Origin of the sequence: Polynucleobacter sp. SHI8 (assembly GCF_027944005.1) — a bacterium.
Taxonomy (GTDB): domain Bacteria; phylum Pseudomonadota; class Gammaproteobacteria; order Burkholderiales; family Burkholderiaceae; genus Polynucleobacter.
Window position 1 is genome coordinate 2,161,631 of record NZ_AP027204.1, and the last position, 19,551, is coordinate 2,181,181.

General features: G+C 37.4%; 18 protein-coding genes and 1 pseudogene. 10 read left to right on the forward strand and 9 right to left on the reverse strand.

Going from position 1 to position 19,551, the window contains the following annotated elements; translation table 11 throughout:
* The first annotated feature begins 174 nt into the window (after positions 1–174).
* Entirely contained in the window at positions 175–1,857 is a 1,683-nt protein-coding gene (locus QMN06_RS10800; RefSeq protein ID WP_281970126.1) for an MFS transporter, read from the forward strand.
* A gap of 104 nt (positions 1,858–1,961) precedes the next feature.
* Positions 1,962–2,852: an oxygenase MpaB family protein gene (locus QMN06_RS10805; protein WP_281970127.1), complete on the forward strand. Its 891-nt coding sequence runs from the start codon at positions 1,962–1,964 to the stop codon at positions 2,850–2,852.
* Between the two features lie 2 nt (positions 2,853–2,854).
* Here the strand turns inward: QMN06_RS10805 and QMN06_RS10810 are convergent, their stop codons facing one another.
* The gene (locus tag QMN06_RS10810; RefSeq protein WP_281970128.1) at positions 2,855–3,472 is read right to left on the reverse strand and encodes a heme-binding protein; all 618 of its coding nucleotides are present in this window, start codon (positions 3,470–3,472) and stop codon (positions 2,855–2,857) included.
* Between the two features lie 83 nt (positions 3,473–3,555).
* Here QMN06_RS10810 and QMN06_RS10815 point away from each other — a divergent pair, with 83 nt between their 5' ends.
* Positions 3,556–4,410: a sulfurtransferase gene (locus tag QMN06_RS10815; protein ID WP_281970129.1), complete on the forward strand. Its 855-nt coding sequence runs from the start codon at positions 3,556–3,558 to the stop codon at positions 4,408–4,410.
* A 4-nt stretch (positions 4,411–4,414) separates the two neighbouring features.
* Here QMN06_RS10815 and QMN06_RS10820 read toward each other — a convergent pair whose 3' ends face one another.
* The 3 genes from QMN06_RS10820 to QMN06_RS10830 all read right to left on the reverse strand — a co-directional run bounded on the left by QMN06_RS10820 (position 4,415) and on the right by QMN06_RS10830 (position 7,237).
* Positions 4,415–6,307 (reverse strand): ferrous iron transporter B, encoded by a 1,893-nt coding sequence (locus tag QMN06_RS10820; RefSeq protein WP_281970130.1) that lies wholly within the window; start codon positions 6,305–6,307, stop codon positions 4,415–4,417.
* Positions 6,300–6,548 (reverse strand): FeoA family protein, encoded by a 249-nt coding sequence (locus QMN06_RS10825; RefSeq protein WP_281970131.1) that lies wholly within the window; start codon positions 6,546–6,548, stop codon positions 6,300–6,302. Before QMN06_RS10825 ends, QMN06_RS10820 begins: the two co-directional genes overlap by 8 nt.
* A 68-nt stretch (positions 6,549–6,616) precedes the next feature.
* Positions 6,617–7,237 carry an MOSC domain-containing protein gene (locus tag QMN06_RS10830; protein ID WP_281970132.1) on the reverse strand — a complete coding sequence of 207 codons (621 nt, stop codon included), beginning with the start codon at positions 7,235–7,237 and terminating at the stop codon, positions 6,617–6,619.
* Between the two features lie 211 nt (positions 7,238–7,448).
* Between QMN06_RS10830 and QMN06_RS10835 the strand changes: the two genes are divergently transcribed.
* The 4 genes from QMN06_RS10835 (at position 7,449) to QMN06_RS10850 (ending at position 11,197) form a co-directional block, all read left to right on the forward strand.
* Positions 7,449–9,410, forward strand: a complete 1,962-nt coding sequence (locus QMN06_RS10835) for an ATP-binding cassette domain-containing protein (protein WP_281970133.1) — start codon at positions 7,449–7,451, stop codon at positions 9,408–9,410.
* 54 nt (positions 9,411–9,464) lie between these two features.
* Entirely contained in the window at positions 9,465–9,647 is a 183-nt protein-coding gene (locus QMN06_RS10840; protein WP_281970134.1) for a hypothetical protein, read from the forward strand.
* Between the two features lie 83 nt (positions 9,648–9,730).
* Entirely contained in the window at positions 9,731–10,279 is a 549-nt protein-coding gene (locus tag QMN06_RS10845) for a hypothetical protein (RefSeq protein WP_281970135.1), read from the forward strand.
* Positions 10,280–10,600: 321 nt separating this feature from the next.
* Entirely contained in the window at positions 10,601–11,197 is a 597-nt protein-coding gene (locus QMN06_RS10850; RefSeq protein WP_281970136.1) for a hypothetical protein, read from the forward strand.
* Here the strand turns inward: QMN06_RS10850 and QMN06_RS10855 are convergent.
* Positions 11,194–12,177 (reverse strand): NADPH:quinone reductase, encoded by a 984-nt coding sequence (locus QMN06_RS10855; protein ID WP_281970137.1) that lies wholly within the window; start codon positions 12,175–12,177, stop codon positions 11,194–11,196. The two genes, QMN06_RS10850 and QMN06_RS10855, sit on opposite strands and share 4 nt — an antisense overlap.
* Positions 12,178–12,305: 128 nt before the next feature.
* Here QMN06_RS10855 and QMN06_RS10860 point away from each other — a divergent pair, with 128 nt between their 5' ends.
* Both QMN06_RS10860 and QMN06_RS10865 read left to right on the forward strand, forming a co-directional pair.
* Positions 12,306–13,406: an HD domain-containing phosphohydrolase gene (locus QMN06_RS10860; protein WP_281970138.1), complete on the forward strand. Its 1,101-nt coding sequence runs from the start codon at positions 12,306–12,308 to the stop codon at positions 13,404–13,406.
* 12 nt (positions 13,407–13,418) lie between these two features.
* A complete protein-coding gene (locus QMN06_RS10865) occupies positions 13,419–14,024 on the forward strand; it encodes a hypothetical protein (protein ID WP_281970139.1) in 606 nt (201 codons plus the stop codon).
* Between the two features lie 82 nt (positions 14,025–14,106).
* On the opposite strand, the gene QMN06_RS10870 is transcribed toward QMN06_RS10865, so the two are convergent.
* The 4 genes and pseudogenes from QMN06_RS10870 to QMN06_RS10885 all read right to left on the reverse strand — a co-directional run.
* On the reverse strand, positions 14,107–14,718 hold the full coding sequence (locus QMN06_RS10870) for a DUF1080 domain-containing protein (RefSeq protein WP_281970140.1): 612 nt from the start codon (positions 14,716–14,718) through the stop codon (positions 14,107–14,109).
* A gap of 475 nt (positions 14,719–15,193) precedes the next feature.
* Positions 15,194–16,930 (reverse strand): gamma-glutamyltransferase, encoded by a 1,737-nt coding sequence (gene ggt, locus QMN06_RS10875; protein ID WP_281970141.1) that lies wholly within the window; start codon positions 16,928–16,930, stop codon positions 15,194–15,196.
* A gap of 347 nt (positions 16,931–17,277) precedes the next feature.
* Positions 17,278–17,787 carry a universal stress protein gene (locus QMN06_RS10880; protein WP_281971776.1) on the reverse strand — a complete coding sequence of 170 codons (510 nt, stop codon included), beginning with the start codon at positions 17,785–17,787 and terminating at the stop codon, positions 17,278–17,280.
* Between the two features lie 105 nt (positions 17,788–17,892).
* Positions 17,893–18,546, reverse strand: a pseudogene (locus tag QMN06_RS10885) (TerC family protein); the annotation flags it as partial.
* A 125-nt stretch (positions 18,547–18,671) separates the two neighbouring features.
* Between QMN06_RS10885 and QMN06_RS10890 the strand changes: the two are divergent.
* On the forward strand, positions 18,672–19,550 hold the full coding sequence (locus QMN06_RS10890) for a LysR family transcriptional regulator (RefSeq protein WP_281970142.1): 879 nt from the start codon (positions 18,672–18,674) through the stop codon (positions 19,548–19,550).
* Position 19,551: the final 1 nt, after the last annotated feature.

The window sequence follows — 19,551 nt, forward strand, 5'->3', positions numbered from 1 at the left end:
AGAAAAACGATATTTCATGTTGTAATTTCTAATAATTATTTGTATTTTTAGTGATTTTATTAAAAACAATGTTTTATGTCAGTAAATACCCCTAATTACGTCCTCCAGATTAATTTATATGTGGATAATTCATTTTGGATTATTTGTTGAAATTAAAAAAGGAGTTTACTAACTATGGCTACATTAGATCAGGCAGTTGAAAAATCTACCCCAATGACAGCTGAAGAACGCAAAGTTATTCTTGCATCTTCACTGGGTACTGTATTTGAATGGTATGACTTTTATCTTTACGGTTCATTAGCTGCGATTATCGCCGCTCAATTTTTCTCAAAATTAGATCCAGGCTCAGCGTTTATTTTCGCTTTATTGGCATTTGCTGCTGGCTTTATTGTGCGCCCCTTTGGAGCATTAGTTTTCGGTAGACTAGGTGACTTGATCGGAAGAAAGTACACCTTCTTAGTTACTATTGTGCTCATGGGTGCATCTACTTTCTTAGTTGGTATTTTGCCTAATTACGCATCTATTGGTGTAGCTGCTCCAGTCTGCTTGATTATCCTTCGTATTTTGCAAGGTTTGGCTCTGGGTGGTGAGTATGGTGGCGCGGCTACTTATGTTGCTGAACATGCCCCAAGAAATCGTCGTGGTTACTTTACTGCATGGATTCAAACAACCGCAACAATGGGTCTGTTCCTTTCTTTATTGGTAATTTTAGCTTGTAGAGAATTGACAGGAAAAGACTTCGAAGTTTGGGGATGGAGAATTCCTTTCCTTGTTTCTGTTCTTTTACTGGGTATTTCTTTATACATTCGTCTTCAAATGGCTGAATCCCCAGCTTTCCAAAAAATGAAGTCTGAAGGTAAGTTATCTAAGTCGCCTTTAGGGGAGTCTTTCGGCCAATGGAAAAACTTAAAAATCGTTATTTTGGCTTTAGTTGGTTTAGTTGCTGGTCAAGCAGTTGTTTGGTATACCGGTCAGTTCTATGCCCTCTTCTTCCTGACACAAGTATTAAAAGTTGATGCGAAAACCGCAAATCTAATGATTGCTGCATCCCTTTTAATTGGTACACCGTTCTTCATTTTCTTCGGCTCTTTGTCAGATAAAATTGGGCGTAAATTAGTGATCATGCTAGGTTTGTTATTAGCAATCATTACATTTATTCCGAATACACCCGTGTCTATTTTTAACAGTCTGACTCATTACGCCAATCCTGCTTTAGAAAAAGCAATGGAGTCTTCACCTGCTACGGTAACAGTTGATCCTGCTGAATGTTCATTCCAGTTCGATCCAACTGGTAAAGCTAAATTCACAAGCTCTTGCGATATTGCAAAGCAGGTGATGGCAAGTAACTCTGCAAGTTATTCAACTGTGAGCGCTGCACCTGGAAGTGTCGCAATGATTAAAATTGGTGATAAGGACATCCAAGGCTACACTTCAAAAGGTTTAAGTGCTGACGAAGCTAAAGCTAAAGATGGCGCATTCAAAAAAGAAATTCGTGAAGCTCTAGATGCTGCTGGTTATCCTAAAGCAGCTGACAAAGCAGCAATGAATATTCCGATGATTATTGCCCTGTTAACTATTTTGGTAATCTACGTGACGATGGTATATGGTCCGATTGCAGCTTATCTCGTTGAGATGTTCCCAACCAGAATTCGCTACACTTCAATGTCTTTACCATATCACATCGGTAATGGTTGGTTTGGTGGCTTATTACCAACGATCTCATTTGCACTTGTTGCGCAAAACGGTAACATTTACTACGGCTTGTGGTATCCAATCACAATTGCAGCAGTTACTCTCGTCATCGGTTCCTTGTTCTTAAAAGAAACTAAAGACGTAGATATTTATGCAAACGATTAATAATTAATGCTTCGATTAAAGCCCGACCAACTGGTCGGGTTTTTTTTGCCTATAAAAATATCTCGATTAAGCTTTAATATGGAAATATTCATGGGAGAAATACGTTGATTAAGCAACTGATCATTCAGCAAGTTCGTTCAATTGTTAACAGTGGGAAGTCACCGACGGAGTTTCTATACCCACCTGGAGATCCTGGATTATTTGGGCCTGACTCTGTTGTTTGGAAAGTTCATGGAGATTTTATGTCGATGATGATTGGTGGTATCAGCTCCTTAATACTTCAAGCCCTTCACCCGCTAGCTCTTTCAGGCGTATGGGACCACTCCTCTTTTAGGGAAGATTTAAAGGGCCGTCTTGGGAGAACTGCCTTTTTTATCGCCGCAACTACCTATGGGAATACCGAAATGGCTACTCGTGCGATTACGCGTGTAAAGAAAATTCATGACTCACTTGGTGGATTTCATCCTGATGGAAGGTCATACCGAGTTAGCGACCCTCGGTTACTTTACTGGGTTCATTTAACTGAGGCATATAGTTTTTTGAATGCGCATCGCATCTATGTCAATCAAACCATCTCAGAGTCTGACCAGAATCAATACTTTGCCGAAATGAGCAAGATATCCGAAGGCTTAGGCTGCATCATCATGGATCAATATGGGAATGATCAATTTGCTAGAACAATATCTAGTGTCAATCATGCAATTGAATCTTACTTTCCAGAATTAGAATATTCAGATCGATCAAAGTGGGTAGTTGATTTATTAGAAAACTTACCTGCAGATCCAAAAACCTATGTGCTTAATCGTCTAATTATTAAGGCAGGATTTTATAACCTGCCTGATTGGGCATACCCAATGATGAATCGCCCCATCCCCACAAAGATTGAAAGGCAACTGGTCAATCAATCCATCCACTTGATTGCCAAACCGGTTCGCTGGGCAATGACCAACGGTGTTCATACACATGCAAAAAGGCGGATGGGTATTTTTGACTGAAATTACGGCGCAATCTCAATCAGAATTTCATTTCTTCGCCACGGTGGCAAAGTCCAAGGTGGGTTGTATCTCGCAAGCTGTGGTGTGCCAATCGCATTTAACTGTTTATCACTCATCCACGCGCGCAACTGTTTTGTATTATTTTCGATTTTTTCGGGATTATTTAATCCAGAAAACACCATCACAGCATATCGCTTACTTGGTATTTCTTTAATCTTGACTAAATTATTTTTTGGCTTAGGCAAGGTTTCCATCGAATATTCTTTGGGCATTACAAACTGTACTCGCCAATTTTTTTCATCCGATTGATCTACTGTTACAGGAACAGTCATTGCTATTTTTCTTGGCTCAATAGTAACTGGGGCTGTCATCGCAATTTTTTGTGATTCTTTTTGTGATCCTTCATTATTCCCAAATATAAAATCCGCAATCAAACGAAATCCTTTATTAGATGCCTCATCCCGAGTTCCCTCCACCATGACTTCAGCAATCAAAACAGACTCATATTGCCGTATCTCGAATGGCGCCTCCATCTCGCTGGAGATATATTTGGGCTCTTCAATAGCCATAGATAAAGTGGAGATGAAGAATAAAGTAAAGGTTATTAAGCACTTGAGCATTTCTTCTACCTTTTTGGGATTGCATTACGTTTCAAATCCTCTATAGTTTAACTATTATTCACACTTTAAATGAAATTAACTCGATGACTTTAAATTCCATCCTCATTTCGACTCACGAATTACAAACTTCCCTACAAAATCAACTGGATGATACCGTTATATTTGACTGTAGATTCGATTTAAGTCAAACGCATTTAGGCTATCAGCAATACCTAGATGCACATATTCCTGGTGCAATTTATGTGGATCTTGAAAAAGATCTTTCTGGACCCAAAAACCCTTTACAGGGGAGGCACCCACTACCAAGTTCTAAAGACTGGGCTCATACTAGAGCACGATTAGGCGTTTCTGAAAACACAAAAGTGATTCTTTATGATTTTCAAGAAAACACCTATTCTGCTAGGATGTGGTGGATGCTTAAAGCTATTGGCCATCAAGCCATCCATATTCTTGATGGGGGTTTTAAAGAGTGGACAAAACTTGGGGGAACAGTTGAAAGTGGTCCAAGTGGTAATCCTAACTCGCTACTAAACCTACCTATTGTCGAATATAAAGGCCTGATTCATATGTCTGATGTGCAACATAATATTAAAAATCCCTGCTTCCAAATCATGGATGCCAGAGCAAAGGAGCGCTTTAGAGGTGAAACAGAACCCCTTGACCCGGTAGCAGGTCATATTCCTGGTGCTATAAATAGACCTTATAAAAACAATCTGAATGAAAATAATTTATTTAAGACTGAAGCAGAGTTGGTTACTGAATTTTCAACTATTGGCCATCCACCAGATCAAGTAGTTCATTCATGTGGGTCTGGAGTTACAGCATGTCACAACCTTCTTGCCATGGAGCTTGCTGGGCTCAAAGGCTCTCTGTTATATGCTGGTAGTTGGAGTGAGTGGTGTAATCACCCTCAAAATCCAATTGCTATCGGAACTTAAAATATCAACCCAGGCCAAAACTTAGAGCAATTTGATAAGTGATGAAAGAGGCTAGATAAGCTAGAGCAAACAAATACGTCAACATAATCAACGGGATTTTGTATCCCCCCGTCTCACGCTTTACTACCGCAATGGTTGATAAACATTGCGGTGCAAATACAAACCAAACCAGTAATGACAATGCAGTTGCAAGGGACCAGCCTTGCTGCAAGATCGGTGTTAATGCTTCTTCAGCGCTTGTAGCCTGCCCTGCAATTGCATAAACGGTTGCCAGGGAACTCACGACAACCTCTCTTGCCGCTAAGCCAGGAACCAATGCAATACTAATCTCCCAGTTAAAACCAATTGGTGCAAATACTAAGGCTAAAGCTTTGCCTAATATCCCCGCATAACTATATTCAATAGCAGGTCCAATTGCTCCCAAGGGAGGATTTGGATAACTTGCTAAAAACCATAAGGCTATGGTTAACACTAGAATGGTGCCACCCACACGTTTTAAAAAAATAATCGTTCGTTGCCACAAACCGATAGCAATATTTTTAAAACTAGGCATATGATAATTTGGCAATTCCATCATTAGTGGATGAAATGCTTTTTGAGAACTTAAAAATGTTTTTAGTATCCAGGCAACAACCATGGCGCCTAAAATACCTGCAGCATACAAACCAAACAATACGAACCCTTGTAATTCAATTCCAAAGGCAATTTTTCTTGCGGGAATAAACGCGCCAATTAAAAGTGCATACACAGGTAGCCTTGCTGAACAGGTCATTAAAGGCGCAATTAAAATAGTCACCAATCTGTCTCTTGCATTACTAATGGTTCGGGTTGCCATAATACCGGGAATAGCGCATGCAAAGCTTGATAACAAGGGTATAAATGATCTACCTGACAAACCCACTGATCCCATTAATCTATCAAGTAAATATGCAGCTCTAGGAAGATAACCGCTCTCCTCTAAAAGAAGAATAAAGAAAAAAAGGATGAGAATTTGCGGTAAAAAAACTAAAACTCCACCAAGCCCAGCAATAATGCCATGAACGAGTAGACTCTGTAACCATCCCTCGGGTATCAAGTTTGAAATCAACTGACTGACCCAATCAGTACCAGCCTCAATGATTTCTTTTGGATACTCTGCCCAAGAAAATACTGCCTGAAATATAAAAAATAAAACGATAAATAAAATAATTGGACCCAAAATCGGATGCAACAATATTCGATCAAACCGATCACTAATGGGGTCAGCAATCAGTTGGTCTAATCCCATTCTTTTCAATATTCCCTGAACAACAATGTTGTCTGCCTCAATCGGCTGTTGATCAGAAACTACTTTTGTTGAGTTGAAAGTACTTACATGCGTTTTAAAGTCATAAGTCGCCAACTTGTCTCGAACGGCCTTATCACCTTTCGTTTGGATGCCAATCGACTCAACGATGGGTAGTTGTAATTCTTGCTCTAACTTAGAAAGATCAATATCAATCCCTCGTTTTTTTGCTATATCCATCATGTTGATCACCACAATACAGGGTAATCCCATTCTTTTTACTGCGAGTACAAGCCTTAAATTTCTGCGTAAGTTCGTTGCATCTAAAACACATAAAACTAAATCAGGTTTTTTCTCTCCAGTTGCTCGACCCAAAAGCACATTACATGTGATTTCTTCATCTAAGGATCGTGGATACAAACTATAAACACCTGGTAAATCCAAAATACGTAAGGATTGATTACCTAAATCAAGCTTTCCTTCTTTACGTTCAACGGTTACACCCGCATAATTTGCAACCTTTTGCTTACCACCGGTTAACAAATTAAATAGAGAAGTTTTACCGCTATTAGGATTTCCAACTAAAGCAACTAATGGTTCTTTGGGGAAAAAATGGATTCTAGTTTCAGTCATTATCTTTGAGGTCTTCTACCTCGATTAACGCCGCTTCTTGCTTTCGAAGAGCAAATGTAGATAACCCAATACGAATCATCATAGGATCTCCGCCAAAGAAGTTTTTTCTGAGTACAGTTACCTTTTCGCCAGGAATAAAACCTATTTCTGCCAATTGATGCTCTATCTCAGGCATCAAAGTAAAGGGATTTACCTTTTTCACCCTCTGAGTAACGTTAATTGGAAGTTGATTTAGTCTCATCGCTTTATCGTTTTTTAAACATAATTCGATTATAAACGAGAATCGTTATCATTTGCATTGTGGGTCGTCTAAAACTCTAAGTCAGTTTGACCTTTTAAACGATAGAAAGTTTGGTTTTGATCCGCGATGGAAATTTGTCGTGAGCCCGGCTCAACCGTGATTGCATCTCCGGCTTGCATAGTCCCTGTTTTTAAAACCCTTAAATACCAACCCGAAAAGCCAGATTGGACCATCGTTTTAGCGGCTGCTTTAAAGTTCATTTTGATATTTAATTTAAAGCAAGGCTCTCTAAACTGTGTCACCTGAAGTATGGTTTGACCTACATGCCAGTTATCACCAATAAAAACATCTTTTTCCAACAAACCACTGACGGTAAGGTTTTCACCAAAGAATCCATGAGCAAGCTCATGTTGAGGATCAAAATGATTTTGCCTCACTAAACAATCTTTCCAAAATGCGTAATGTTCAAACGCATAGGCATAAATGGCTTTTTCAATCCCGCCATGTACTTGAAGGTTCGATTGCTCATCGCCAGCTACTCCAAGTTGACCTATCATTATTTCAGTCACATTATGCAGAGTGCTAATTGGTAATTTACGAATAGCAGAATAAATAATAGGTGTTCCATCACCTATTGGCTGGGTTAATGATTGCACTTTACCAACTGAAATTGAACATATTTGAGTCATTTTTTAATCCTAAAAATTAATCAATTCATAGCCATGATGCTGAGTATATCTAAAGCCTCTTAATAATTGTTTTTTTAAATGCCATATGACTATTAAGATCTTGGCCTCACGTTCTTCACTATTCTTATTTATAAATATTTTCTTGAATATAAGTTATGATTCATTGCCTTGAATATGATATTTGAGGCCTTTATAACTTTTATTTTTATTCATGATTCAACTAAAAAACATTGTTTTACGTCGAGGGGCAAAAGCGGTCCTTCAACAAGCCTCTTTAACCATTAATCCAGGCGAAAAAGTAGGCTTAGTTGGTCGTAATGGAGCAGGAAAATCATCTTTATTTGCGCTACTCAATGGATCTTTACATGAGGACCAAGGTGAATACTCTATTCCAAAACAATGGAGTATGGCGCAAGTTGCTCAAAACATGCCTGAAACAGATCAAAATGCAACTGATTTTGTTATTGATGGAGATGTATTACTCTTAAACGCGAAAGAAGCTGTAGAAGCTGCAGAACTTTCAGGGGATGGCGATGCTATTGCAAACGCTTATATGCACCTATTTGATAGTGGCGCCAATGATGCTCAATCGAGAGCCCAGTCTCTCATTCTTGGTCTTGGGTTCAAATTAAGTGAACTCAACAATCCCGTAAACAGTTTCTCTGGTGGTTGGCGGATGAGGTTGCAACTTGCTAGAGCCTTAATGTGCCCATCTGATTTATTACTTCTTGATGAACCAACTAACCACTTAGATCTTGATGCCCTAGTTTGGTTAGAGGCCTGGCTTAGAAAATATCAAGGAACACTTTTAGTCATCAGCCATGATCGTGAATTTTTAGATAGCGTGACCCAAGTTACTGTTCATATTGAGAACTGTAACCTCAATCGATATGGCGGTAATTACAGTTCTTTTGAAGATCAGCGTTCCGAGCAAATAGCTTTACAACAAAGTGCTTTTTCAAAACAACAAGAAAAAATTGCCCATCTTCAAAAATTTATTGCTCGATTTAAAGCAAAGGCTAGCAAGGCAAAGCAAGCCCAAAGTCGCGTTAAAGCGCTCGATCGAATGGAAAAAATTGCTCCCCTATTATCAGAGGCTGATTTTACTTTTGAATTTAAGGAGCCGGTTAACTTACCTAATCCAATGCTTGTTTTACAGAATGTTGAACTTGGCTATGTGAATACCGAAAATCCTGATAACTCTATTGTGATTGTTCGTGATGTCAATAAATCAGTTCTTGCCGGTCAGCGTGTTGGTATTTTAGGCGCCAATGGTCAAGGCAAGTCAACCTTGGTTAAAACAATTGCGAGAACCATTCCGGCATTAACTGGCGAGATAACTGAAGGTAGAGGTCTACAAATTGGATACTTTGCCCAACAAGAGTTAGATATTTTGCAAGAGAATGATAACCCCCTTGAACATATGATTAGTTTGGTAAAAAAAGCAACTTTAGAGCGAACTCTCTCTGGACAAGGTACAAGAGAACAAGATTTACGTTCCTTTTTGGGTATGTTTAATTTCAGTGGCGATATGATTTTTCAAAAAGTGGGCAGTATGAGCGGAGGAGAAAAAGCTCGTCTTGTTTTGTGTATGATTGTCTGGCAAAAACCAAATCTACTGTTGCTTGATGAACCGACGAACCATCTTGACCTGGCTACTCGTGAGGCCTTATCGATGGCTTTAAATGAATATGAGGGTACGGTCATGTTAGTCAGTCACGATCGTGCTTTATTACGAGCAGTATGTGATGAATTTTGGATGGTTTCTCGTGGTAAGGTTTATCCGTTTGAAGGTGACTTAGAGGATTATCAACAATTTTTACTCGACGAAGCTAAACGTCAACGGGACGAAGCTAAAAAGCTATCCTCACAAACTACCACTATTTCTGCATCTACTCCTGATCCGTCTATCACTTCAGCTCCATCTAAAAAACCTTTTTTATCCTCTGAACAGAAAAAGTTAAAAAAGCGACTTGAAGTTTTAGAGAACCAAATCAGTAATGAAAATCATTTGATTACTGAATTAGAGAGAAAAATTTCTGAATCCAATGATATGACTTTAATTACTCAACTTGGGGTTGAACTTGCCATTATTCAAAAATCTCTTCAAACTAATGAAGAGCAATGGGTATCATTAAGTGAGGAATTTGATCTTAAGTCTAACAATCATTGATGTTTTATAGAGTTCTTTGTTATGATTCATTATTAAAGTTTGGAGATAAACATCATGTCAATGAGTAAAGTTAATGCTTATGCGGCTAGTCGCCCAAAACCCGTTCAAATAATCTCTAATAACAGCCCAGCTATGGGGCAAAATGGTGACGGTGTTCAAGATGTTAAAAAGGCACCTCCAAGTCCACCCGTTAAGCAAATGGGCAAAGTTGGCACTATTATTAACATTAAAGCCTAATTATTTAGCGAAGCTTTAAAGTACAGTGTATTTCTCTTCTTTATTATTGTTTTAATATTTAGAATCATTTATATAATTTATTCATGATGAATAAATTTTCTTTTTCCCTTTTATTGGTAAGTTTTTTTATTTGCTCTTCGCAAGCGGCAGATTTAGATGATGATATTGACTTTTACCGAAATAAAGCCGCCAACGATACTGTCTCCAAAATTCTTAATTACACCGAAGGACTGGATGAGTCAGGCTCAGACTCTACATTTTGGTACCCCCATAATGCAAAGGAGTGTGTTTATCGCAAAGCATCTTATGTTGAAATGAAAGTTGAAGTTCCGTCAAAAGATAATAGTGATGAACCGGCAAACTCCAATAATATAAAAACATATAAGACTGAATTTGTCTTAGACCCTAATTTTCGGGAAATCAAATTAAATACTTGGACGCCAAGCACTGTAAAAGTTGGATATGTCCAACATGCTGGAACATATTGGGGTCCTAATAATTATTTTCTTCATGTCATTGCAAATGGCATTCCTATGTTGGAGTCTAGTAAGCCAAGAGACTTAGAACGTACACAAGCTGCATGGAACTTAGTTTTTAATAGGTTCTGCCCTGGTAGAAAAAATAATTTTTAAATATATTTTTTATAAACCCTAAAGTTTTCAGTTATGTAGCCGTAATAAATAATGTTATATGTAGTAATTAATCTAACTTTCATAATTCCCCCCCAAAAAAATTCTTTGCCTGTAAATATTTGTAATTAAGTTTTTTAAAATTACTTATGAAATAAATAATTAATATTTAATTAATTATATTTAAATATACTTTATCTTACATATTTAATAGAAAATATATGTAATTATTTTTCTTAATTTGCGCAATTATTATTGCATTTAAGAATATCTCCTGTAATACTTACACTTATTACAGTGTTTGTCTTACAAGTGGAGAAGAAATTGATTACATCAAATCCTTACATACGTGCTTTCAAGGCAGGTTTGACTGGCTTTGCCGTTCACCCTAGCACTTTACAAGCAACCTCAAACCTACACATACTCAACACAAATTATCTCCAAAGTGATCCAAGTGAGTTCAAGGTTAATCATTTGACTCAATCGTTAAATAATTTCATCAACCGTAAGTTGAGTTCACGTGCCTACGATGCTTCTTTTTTAAACTCCACTTCAATTACCTCGGAAGAAGCAACTGAACAATTTCTTATTCACCTTCAAGAAATAACCGACTTTGCTTTACAAGATGTTAATTATTTAAAGGTTAATGGGGCTTTTTTTACGGATACATCTAGTTACTATCAATCATTTAATCACCCTTCTGCACACAACTTTCTGCAAGAGTCTTTATTAACTGTTGCAGATTCAATGATCATTGATGATTCAGTTTTTTCAGATTTAAAAAATAGTGCCAATCAGCTCCTTCAATCTTATGGATTACCAACCTCAAAAAATAGTGCGTCAGAAATTTTAATTGGTATGAGCAAATTATTAAATACTCAATTAAGTAACGTTGGTCACCTTGTTGATATAAAAGCTTAATGAGTGATATCTAATAAAACATGGCCAATTTTTTTTCCTGACTCAACTAATTCATGAGCTTGAACGATATCGGTTAAAGCAAATTGTTGGGCAATATTAAATATTGGCTTAGTCTGATTTAACCATTGTTGAATCCCCTGAAGCACTTCTTCTCTCTCTTGATCAGAAATACTGTAAACCAAGGTAAATTTAAGCGTAATATTTTTCGTCATTAGGCTCATGATCGGAATAGGTAAATCAGGCTGATTAACGAAGGCGTACATTACATTGATACCACCGGCCTTTAAGATTTGGTGGCAAGTCTTTAGATTTGCCCCAAAATCAACGTCAATCATTCGATCAACTCCAACTTGATTGGTAATTCGAAGTATTTGATCAACAACATTTTGTTGTCGGTAATGAATAATCTCGTCAGCACCTGCAGCCTTCGCAGCAATTGCCTTTTCTTCGGAACTAACGCTAGTAATTACTTTAGCACCGCCCCATTTTGCGAGTTGAATGGCGTAATGCGCAACAACTCCAGCACCACCAACAATATAGATGGTTTTACCTTGAATAGGGCCATCAGAAAATAAACAACGATATGCTGTCATCACCGGAATACCCAAACAAGCGCCCTGAGCATAGCTCAGTTTCTCTGGAAGCACTTGAGCCATCCAATCTTCAACTATGGTGAACTGGGCTGAAGTTCCATATTGACGATGATATGCTGCGTTAAACACCCAAACTCGTTGACCAATACGTTCTTTAGAAACCCCTTCTCCCACCTGCTCAATTATCCCCGCACCATCACTTCCAGGAACTTGAAAAGGGCCTATTAGGGCTCTGGACCCCAATCTCATCTTGTAATCCGAGGGATTAACACCCGAGTTGAACAACCTTACTAGAACCTGACCTTTAGTAAGTTGCGGGGTCTGTATTTCCTCAACCTGCAAGACTTCTCTAGCACTTCCAAATTTAGAATAAAAACTTGCCAGCATATTACCCCTTCAGCATTCGTATTAAATAGGATGATTACTTATTTTAAAAAACTTATAAATGTATTAATATAAATTCATCAATATTAATAAACATCATATCGCTTAATTGATTCAACTATTACAAAAATATGACAAATCCGGTTAGTGCTCCTCCAAGAATTCGTCCTGAGAATATCAAAATATTATGTGTAGATAGTGATGAGGCATCTTTAGAGGTATTGGAGCGTGTTTTTAAATTTAGGGCTTACAACACGACCTTGCGTAAAAATGGTCAAGATGCCTTGATTGAATTAGGTCAAAACACATATGACATTATTTTGTGTGATTTGAAATTGTCTGATATGTCGGGCATTGAAGTTCTGGAGCAGTTTAAAAACAAATCGCCTGACACCATCAGAATGTTAACCAGTTCCGCTTCTGAACCATTAGAAACATCCGCCGCGATTAATAAAGGTGGCATTTATCGTCTTATACCAAAGCCTTCAAATGAAGATGATCTTATGAATTTTGTGATGTCAGCGGTAGAACTGACTATCACGCGCAAAGAAGATGCGCTTATTTTAGAGGACGCGAAAAAGAATAATCAAAAGTTATCAGCTTTAGTAGACTCTCTAGAAACCCAAGTTCAGGAAAATACTGTCTTATTAACGGCAGCGAATCGAAAAGTCCAATCTTCCTATGTAAATGTGATAAAAACGTTTCTTGGCTTCCTTGAAATCAAGAATATCCCATTGCATAAACACTCAAAGAGAGTAGGGCATTATGCAATGCGCACTGCTCAAATTGCAGGATTAAATGAAGATGAAGTCCAAAATATATTAATTGCAGGTCTTCTTCATGATGTTGGTAAGCTAGGGCTAAACGATAAAATTCTACAGACTAAGCCAGTTTCTTTAACTGAAACAGATTTAACAACTTACCAAAAACATCCTAAATTAGGAAAAGATGGATTACAAATCTTAGAAAGTTTAGAAGATGTTCTTAATATGATTCACTCGCACCATGAACATATGGATGGTAGTGGTTTTCCACGAGGGCTAAAAGGCGATGAAATATCTCAAGGCGCCAGAATTTTAGCGATTGTAGAAGCGTATGAAGAGTATAAATTTGGTGTTTTAGATTACAACAATGGGCATGAACATGCACTTAACATGTTAATAAGGCACAGAAATATGTATTTTTGTCCCAAAATGCTAGATTGTTTTATCAAAATTTTTGGCGAATCTTAGTCTAGTTATCCAGTGTCAATAGCCCCTATTCATCCTGACCTCAGGTCTAGTTTACAAAGTCTCACGGGAACATTACAAGTTAAGGCCGTAAATATTCCAGGATTGACCATTAACCCGAGTATTACCGGAATTGCTGGAACAGATACAAAAATTGCTCAAGCTTTAATGATTAGCTTAGCTCAGCTAAGTGGGCCACATGGAAGTTATTCTGCTTCCTATTTGAACTCTACCTCATTAGACTCCTCCCAGTCCATCAAAGTTTTCTTACTAACATTAATGGAGGCTTTAAATTTTGAGCATCAAAAATCATCAGTTAATACTACTTTCCCATTTGGACAGGATCAAGTTCAAACAGACTATGCTCAATTTCATCATCCAGAAGCTCAAACTCTCTTAGAGGATGAGTTGCTTGACTTAATTGATGATATTTATGCAATGCATAAATCAAAAATTAAATCGAAAAATCCCATCAATGATCTCGAATTAGCCGGGGAAAAAATGCTAACGGATCTAGGAATGCCTACTGACGACAGTTCAATCGTTAGTCTTTTGAGTCATATTGAAAAACTCATTATTGGCTCGGGTGTTTCAGGCAATTTTTTAAATAGTAAAGCGTAAGTAATCTTCAAAAAAGGTGGTCTTTATTAAAGAATGAACTTATTAAGGCTACGTTTCATAATTTTTGTATTCAACTAAAATTTTAGTCACTTAACTTGGTTATCAATACTTTTCTAAACTTGATAATTCCTGACCCATATTGCAAGGCTAAATACCCATCTTTTAAGCGATTATCAGATGTGTTCACCGTGACTTCACCATTCAGTTTAACAATGAGCTGATTACCTTTTGCGATGACTTCTAATACATTCCATTTACCCCCTGCCTTTGGATAAGGAGCATTAACCTTAGCTACATCGACAATAGCACCTGTACCATATACTGGGTCTGGTCTTGTATCCCAGATATTGACTTCATAACAATCAACAGCTGTAATTTTTTCAGGATTAGAACATCTGAAAAATATCCCGCTATTTGTTTGTGAATCAGCCCAAAATTCTGAATAAATTTCAAAGTCTTTATATTTCGTTTTATTAACTAAAAAGCTGGCTTCTTTACTATTTAAAAAATCTGCCTGTAATGACCCATGCTGAATTCTCCAATTGGCACTTCCAACCTGTGTCCATTGGTTCAAATTAGTAGATCGATCAAATAACTTAGTCCATTGATTGCCACTCGGTCCCGATAGACTTGAGCAAGAAACAAGTAAAAGTGTAGAAAAAACCAAAGATGAAATTTTAGAAATAATTTTCATTGATATCCCCTGTTTTCTTAATTTATTCTTTCACATTAACATAAATAGTCTGATTAATATAGTCCGATTAAACAACGAAATTTCTATCGAATGAAATTTGCAAATGATTTGAATTTATATTTCATATCAGTAAAAACCGCAAGTAATAATCTAGGATTAATCGTATGGCAAACTAATCCACTACCAGATACGCCATAGTAAATTTCAAGAGACGGTGCCGATACAAGTCCCTATTTTTAACCCAAGCTGCTTAAGTGCCCGTGCAAGTTTTTTGATCTAATTTGAAGTTCAGGAACGGTATACCTATGAACATCACCCTCTACTCTCTTTGAGACAATCTCCATCTTTGCATGGTGCCGGGCAGCAGAATCCATAATGTTAAATATGAGTAATGGGCTATCCATCATTTGCCCTTTAGGTGAGTAAAATCCTAATCTTCTTTTAATCTATAACAAATTAACTAGATATATTTAAATCAATATCCTTTAGCTACACCTTCACGTCGCCCATCTACCCCGCCCCACAAACCATCACGATTAATAAATATCCCCTGAGTGCCACTATTCATCTCACGAATCAATATTGGGTGCCCTCGCAATTGAAGTTCTTGAGCAAACTTTTCAACGGCGCTGTCTTTCTCTAACTCCGTCTCTTGATTTCGACTTCCAATATTAGAATAATCAATCGCTTCTTGGATGTTGAGATTGCGATCAAGAACTCCGGTAATAGTTTTTGCCACATAATTAATGATGGATGGTCCACCCGCTGAACCAATTGCCATGACCAATCGTTGTTGTTCATCAAAAACAAATGTGGGAGACATTGAACTTCTAGGTCTTTTAGTTGGCGCCAAACGATTTGCTATCAATTGCTGATTGTCTTTTGCCATAAAAGAAAAATCCGTCATTTCATTATTTAAGAAAAATCCGTTGGTCATAATTCTTGAACCAAAGGCAGAAGCCACACTAATAGTCATAGTTACGGCCTGTCCGTTTTTATCCACAATACTAATGTGGCTTGTTGCAGGTAGTTCTGAATTTGAATCACTGCCTAATTGCAGTAGTGACTGATTAAAATTTCCTGGTTTTGCCTTTGTCATACTTTTTTTTATACTGATTAGATGACTTCGTTCTTTGGTATATTTTGAATCAATCAAAGAATCAATGGGTATATCAATAAAATCAGGATCAGCAATATACGTATCTCGATCAGCATATGCCAATCTTCCCGCCTCAGAAAGATAATGTAAGTAATCAACCTCCTTTAATTCACTCAATGGAAAATTTTGTAATATACCTAACATCGAAATTAAGGTAGTGCCTCCAGATGAAGGTGGTCCCATGCCACAAATCTTCCAAGTTCTATAGGGTCCACAAACCACTTTTCTCTCAACAGCTTGATATTGTTTTAAATCATCTTCATTTAACCCCCCAGGAGTTGGATGATTTTTTACAGCCTGAATAGTATCTCTAGCAATTTCACCCTCATAGAATTTTTCAACTCCATAGATTGATACTTCTTCCAACACTTTGGCTAATTCAGGATTTTTTAAAAGATACCCAATAGGTAGTGGATTCAGATCTTTATCGAAAAAATATCTACTCGCATTTGTATTTTTTAGCAAAAAAGGATCTTTAACAATTAAAGTGTGTAATCGTGGTGAGATAATAAAACCTTCTTTTGCAAGCTGAATAGCCGGAAGAAATAATTTCTTCCATTCTAAATTTCCATACTTTTTATGTAACTGTTCAAGGCCTTTTAAAAGACTAGGTACTCCTACGGATGTGCCTAAAAAGACTGCTTGGCCATAATTTAGTGGCTTATCGTTATTGTCTAAAAATTGATTTTCTTTAGTCGTATTTGAGGATGTTTCTCTCGCATCAATGGAAGTTAAGATGCTTTCTTTAGGATTAAAGTAAAGAATAAAACCGCCCCCGCCAATACCTCCAGATTGAGGCTCTACAAGAGTTACCATTAATGCAGTTGCGATAGCTGCATCTACGGCATTCCCACCTTGCTCCAAAATCATATTGCCAGCTTCGCTAATGTAGGGGTTTGCGCTAACAACCATCTGTTGTCGTGCAAAGACCATTCTTTTATTTGTGAATTGCGAACTTGGCTCTGGGGACAACTCTGTAATTGACTGTGCCAATGGATTTAAATAATACAAAGTTAAGCCGATGAGCGTAAATAATTGGAAACCTTTATTCACAAAAATCTAACTCCTCGTTCATTTTTGATTAATATTTAATTCTCACCCCCTATATTAATATAAATAATTATGCCTTCCTTGTTCCTGGTTTATTGAAAATTAGCTTTAGTTGTATTATGAGAATCTTTTTAAATTAACAGATTCAAAATATTAGAATTTTTAGTCATGTCTTGGAATGAGTTCCAAAAATTGGGTGAAGCTAAAACGTAATGAATTTGGTACTCTCCTGTGACTGTTTATAAAATTAAAACATTTTATTATTTGTTAAATTGATATGGGACAACAATAATAGAATGATAAAAAAAACCCTCACATGGAGGGTCAAGGTGCATCTGAGGAAAATAAAGTTAATCAATAACGGTCGCCATTACAGCAGTAACGGCACTCGCCCATAGAGCTGGAATACCCCATCGCTCCAACACAGGGAGGGACTTACCAGTAACTACTTCAACTGGCATGTCGCAAATTTCTAATAATTTAGCCGTCGTGGAATTCTCAAATAATCGACTAAGTGAGTTTTTCTTTGCAGTCCCGACCACAATACGACTACAATTCAAACGCCTTGCTTCATCGTACAAAGCAACACCTTTTTCACCACTTACAAAGCTAAAGGAAAAGTTAACGCCTGCCTTTTCAAGAAACTGGATAGATGACTTTGATGCTGATTTAGCAAGTTCGGCCTGCCATTCAAGAATCGTTTGTTTACTTAAAAACTTACTGATGTGTCTGTATAGCTTTGGTTGTACATTACAGATATGAAAATAAGTTTGAGGTTCTTTACCATAAGCTTGAACAGCATGCTTCAAAGCCATAAGGGTATTGCTTGAATCATCAACTGGAATGAATACTCTATTCATTACTTCACCTCCTTTAAAATTTAATTGTTTTTCATACGACACTTCAGGTAAAACTGGAATATCTTCTACTGGTGTAATGACTGCTTTAAGCGCTAGCCTGTTTTTGATAAATCCCACCAGTAAAACTCCTAAAATTACCAACGCCTGTAATGCATACTCAATAAGAGGGTTTTGAAATAACTCCAACTCTTTAACCATTGGTTCTGAAGTTATCATCTTTGCTGCGGTCCAAGCCAAAACGCCTGCCCCTATGTAAATAATTGAAGGATAGCGTTCTAGTAACTTCAAAATTTGGGTTGAGCCCCATACCACGATGGGAATACTAATTAATAGACCCAGCACCACTAAAATATAACTACCATGTGAAGCACCCGCAACAGCTAAAACGTTATCCAAGCCCATCACTGCATCGGCAATGACAATCGTCTTCATAGCACCCCAAAAACTTGTTGATGCATGGCCGTGCTCTCCATCGTCATCTTTGGCTTGGTTTAATAATTTGTAAGCAATCCATACCAGTAGCAATCCGCCAATTAGCATTAAACCTGGAATCTTTAATAGGTATACGACCATAAGTGTCATTGCGCTTCTTACTGCAATCGCACCTACTGCACCCCAAATAATTGCTCTTTTTTGCAAATTTAGAGGCAATTTCCTGGCTGTCATTGCTATGACGATAGCGTTATCACCAGCCAAAACTAGATCAATCACAATAATGGCCAGCAAAGCAGAAAAAAACTCAGGTGTAAATAGTTCCAATTTAATTACCTTTATTGAAATAATGAACTTACAAATATCTTTGTTAATTATTGGGTTAATTTAAACGTACTTGTTCTTAACTTAAAGCAGGTATATATTGATTATTATTTCGTTAAAAACTGACAATGAATAATTCCTACAACTATCGTCACCTATACTATTTTTGGGTTGTGGCTAAAGAAGGCGGCATGTCTAAAGCGGCGGAGCGCCTCAATATCGCCACGCAAACCATTAGCACTCAAGTTCATGAGTTAGAAAAATCCCTTGGATACTTATTATTTAAACCTGCAGGGCGGGGTATTATCCTCACAGATTCTGGTTTGCTAGCCCTAGAAATTGCAGATCAAATTTTCTCGATTGGTGAGAAATTACCTGAGGCTTTGAGGGATGCTTCAAAATCTCCGAAAACAAAAATTATTGTTGGTATTTCTGATAGCTTACCCAAGTTTGTTGCAAGACAGTTATTAGATCCGGTTTTAAAACACAAAGATGTCCAACTGATTGCGCATGAGGGGGAGTTTGATAAGTTATTAGCGGACTTGGTACTTCATCGTATAGATATTATTTTGGCAGACCGCCCTGCTTCCAACAACAAGAATATCAACGTTTATAGCGAAGAACTAGCCAAAACTTCCATTGCTTGGTATAGCCCAAAGCAATTTTTAAAAATGGCTCAAAACGATTTTCCTGACTGTCTTCGTGAGCTTCCCATTCTGCTTCCGACATCACATTCCATCGTTCGCTTATTAATGGATCAGTGGTTTAGTAAGCTCGATATCACACCAAATATTATTGGAGAATTTCAGGATAGTGCTCTTCTTAAAACCTTTGCCGCTAGTGGCATGGGAGTGTTTCCAGCTGGAAAACTCATTGAGAAAGATCTTAAAGAAACTTACGGAATTGAATTAATAGGTCATTGTAATGACATCTATGAGTACTTTTATGCCATTCGATCAGAGAAGAAGATTCAACACCCATTGGTTCAAGCTATTATTGAACAATAGT